3 protein-coding genes and 1 pseudogene are annotated in these 3,076 nt (G+C 64.6%); 1 reads left to right on the forward strand and 3 read right to left on the reverse strand.

Going from position 1 to position 3,076, the window contains the following annotated elements; translation table 11 throughout:
- On the forward strand, positions 1-1,131 hold a 1,131-nt coding region (locus tag EN742_RS29865; RefSeq protein WP_128333605.1), incomplete at its 5' end, for a multidrug effflux MFS transporter.
- A 15-nt stretch (positions 1,132-1,146) separates the two neighbouring features.
- Here the strand turns inward: EN742_RS29865 and EN742_RS29870 are convergent.
- The 3 genes and pseudogenes from EN742_RS29870 to EN742_RS29880 all read right to left on the reverse strand — a co-directional run.
- On the reverse strand, positions 1,147-1,974 hold the full coding sequence (locus EN742_RS29870) for an inositol monophosphatase family protein (protein WP_127407304.1): 828 nt from the start codon (positions 1,972-1,974) through the stop codon (positions 1,147-1,149).
- 10 nt (positions 1,975-1,984) lie between these two features.
- Positions 1,985-2,842 (reverse strand): tRNA 2-thiocytidine(32) synthetase TtcA, encoded by an 858-nt coding sequence (ttcA, locus tag EN742_RS29875; RefSeq protein ID WP_189375669.1) that lies wholly within the window; start codon positions 2,840-2,842, stop codon positions 1,985-1,987.
- A 160-nt stretch (positions 2,843-3,002) separates the two neighbouring features.
- Positions 3,003-3,076, reverse strand: a pseudogene (locus EN742_RS29880) (30S ribosomal protein S4); the annotation flags it as partial.

Below are 3,076 nucleotides of genomic sequence, written 5' to 3' on the forward strand. Positions count from 1 at the left end.
ATGCTGCCGGCGCTGCAGCAGATCGGCGCCTCGCTCGGCGTGATGAGCGAGAACCACCGCCAGTATGTCATCACCGCCTATATGCTCGGCTTCGGCGGCGGGCAGCTTTTCTTCGGGCCGATCTCGGATCGATTCGGGCGTCGCGCGCCGCTGGTCTTCGGCCTGATCGTCTATGTCGCCGCCGCGGCTGCAGCCGCCGTCGCGCCGAGTTTCGCCTTGTTGCTCACCTGCCGCCTCATACAAGGCTTCGGCGCCGCCGCGACCCGCGTCATCGCCGTCTCGATCGTGCGCGATACGTTCGAGGGGCGGCGCATGGCCGAAGTGATGTCCCTGATCTTCATGGTGTTCATGGCGATCCCGGTCGTCGCGCCTGGCATTGGCCAGTTCGTCATGTTGTTTGCAAGCTGGCACTGGATCTTCGTGACCATGGCCGTCGGGGCGTTGATCATATCGGCGTGGGCGGTGCTGCGCCTGCCGGAGACGCTGCATCCGGAATATCGCCGGCCACTGACGGTCAGCGCGGTCGTCGATGGTTTCCGCATCGTGCTCACCAACCGTCTCACGCTGTGCTATGCCTTCGCCAGCACCTTCATCTTCGCCGCCATGTTCGGCTTCATCAGTTCCGCGCAGCAGATCTATGTCGACATCTTCCATGTCGGCGAGCTGTTCCCGCTGATCTTCGCCGGCGTCGCCGCCGCGCTCGCTTTCTCGAATTACCTCAACTCGCGGCTGGTCGGACAGGTTGGCATGCGTCGACTGTCGCAAGGTGCGCTGCTTGTGTTCCTCTGCATCAGTCTTGCCTGGCTGGTCGTCTCGCTCGAAATGACCATGCCGCTCTGGCTCTTCATCACCTTATTTGCCGGCGCCATGGTGCCGTTCGGTGGCCTGGGCGCGAATTTCAACGCGCTCGCCATGGAGCCGCTCGGCGAACTCGCCGGGACTGCTGCATCCATCCTGGGCTTCATGCAGACCTTTCTCGGCGCCCTGATCGGAGCGGCGATCGGCCTGGCCTACAACGGCACGGTGACGCCGCTCGCCGCCGGCTTCTGCAGCGTGTCGGTCGCGGCGCTGCTGATGATCCTGATTGCCGAGCGCGGCAGGCTGTTCCAGCCGCATAACCCGCCGGTGTGAGCCCAGCCTAAGGTCTTAGTCGGCCCAGAGTTCGCGGCGCAGCTCCTGCCAGCTGTCCTTGTCGGGGGCGACCAGGATGCCGCCGTCGACATGCGAGGGCAGATAGGCGCTGCCGTCGATCCGCGCCGCGTAGCCACCCGCTTCCTGGTGGATCAGCACGCCGGCCAGATGATCCCACGGCATCAGCTTGTTGTAGACGACGAAATGCGCGTGGCCGCTGGCGAGCAGCCGGTATTCGTGCGCCGCGCAGCGATAGCCGAACTGCGACAGCGCCTTGGTCTGGTTGCGGGCGAGCCGCGAGCGCTCGGGTTCCGGCAGGTATTGCCAGGAGACGGCGCCCGTCATTTGCGAGATCGGCACGGCCGCCGCGACGCGCACCTTCTCCAGCGAGCCATCGGCGTGGCGGATGTGGCTGCCTGCGCCTTTGGCGCCGATCAGCCAGTCCTTGCCGACGGGGTCGTGGATGATGCCGGCGACGGTCTCGCCCTTGACGACAACGCCCAGCATGACGCCGAACAGCGGCACGCCGGAGGCGAAGTTGAAGGTGCCGTCGACCGGATCGATGACAAAGGCGAGCTCGGCATCGCCGAGACCGCCGAGCAGCGCCGGATTGTCGGAGCAGGCCTCCTCGCCAACGATCATGGCCGAGGGATAGCGCTCGCGCAGCCTTGCCGTGATCAGCCGCTCGGCATTGACGTCGGCCTCGGTCACCAGATCGGCGGCCGATGTCTTCTGGCGGATGTCGCCTTCGCCCAGCCGGCGAAAGCGCGGCATGATCTCGGCAGTGGCCGCGTCGGAGAGGAGACCGGCAAGCCAGTCGATGGCGCTATCGTCAATTGTCATAGGGATCGTCTTACCTGTCGTTGAGGGCGGCGAAGTCGAACAGCTTCCTGTCGAGCAGATGCGAGGGCCGCACATTCGTCATGGCGCGGATCATCGTGTCCTTGCGGCCGGGCATGCGCCTTTCGATGTCGTCCAGCATCGCCTTCATGGCATTGCGCTGCAGGCCTTCCTGGCTGCCGCAGAGATCGCAGGGGATGATCGGGAACTGCATCGCGTCGGCGAATTTCTCGAGATCGGCCTCAGCGTTATAGGCGAGCGGCCGCAGTACCATGACGTCGCCTTCATCGTTGAGGAGTTTCGGCGGCATTGCGGCAAGGCGACCGCCATGGAACAGGTTCATGAAGAAGGTTTCGAGGATGTCCTCGCGGTGGTGACCCAGCACGAGAGCGGCGCAGCCCTCCTCGCGCGCGATGCGGTAGAGGTGGCCGCGCCGCAGTCGCGAGCAGAGCGAGCAATAGGTGCTGCCTTCGGGCAGCTTGTCGGTGACCACCGAATAAGTGTCCTGGTATTCGATACGATGCGCAATGCCGTTGGCATTGAGGTAGTCGGGCAGGACGTGCTTGGGAAAGTTCGGCTGGCCCTGGTCGAGATTGCAGGCGAGCAGATCGACCGGCAGCAGGCCACGCCATTTTAGGTCGAGGAGCAGGGCGAGCAGGCCGTAGGAATCCTTGCCGCCGGACAGCGCCACCAGCCAGCGTTCGCCGGGCTTCACCATGGCGAAGTCCTCGATCGCCTGGCGCGTCAATCGCAGCAGTCGCTTGCGCAGCTTGTTGAACTCGACCGACGACGGCACCTCGGCAAACAGCGGATGGAAGCCGCCCTCAGTGTCGTCGCCGACCGGCTCGAGGGATTTGACGTCTGGCAGCATATTCATGGCGCATCGGCCCCAGGGACAGGTGTCGGCGCCCGGATTAGCGCATCGGCCCGGAAATCGAAATCGATTTCTGCGGCGCGGCCGCACGGCGGATCCGCCAAAGCAAAAAAGGCCGCCCACTGGGCGGCCTTTCGATAGGTTGCTGAACCAGCAATCAGCGCGAATAGAATTCGACGACCAGGTTCGGTTCCATCTGCACGGCGAACGGAACATCCGACAGGCCGGGGA

It is taken from the genome of Mesorhizobium sp. M4A.F.Ca.ET.020.02.1.1 (assembly GCF_004022645.1).
In the GTDB taxonomy this organism is placed as follows: Bacteria; Pseudomonadota; Alphaproteobacteria; order Rhizobiales; family Rhizobiaceae; genus Mesorhizobium.

Excerpts from the sequence above, each read along its gene's own strand:
- ttcA (WP_189375669.1), bottom strand. The coding sequence starts at position 2,842 with ATGCTGCCAGACGTCAAATCCCTCGAGCCGGTCGGCGACGACACTGAG.
- EN742_RS29870 (WP_127407304.1), bottom strand. The coding sequence starts at position 1,974 with ATGACAATTGACGATAGCGCCATCGACTGGCTTGCCGGTCTCCTCTCC.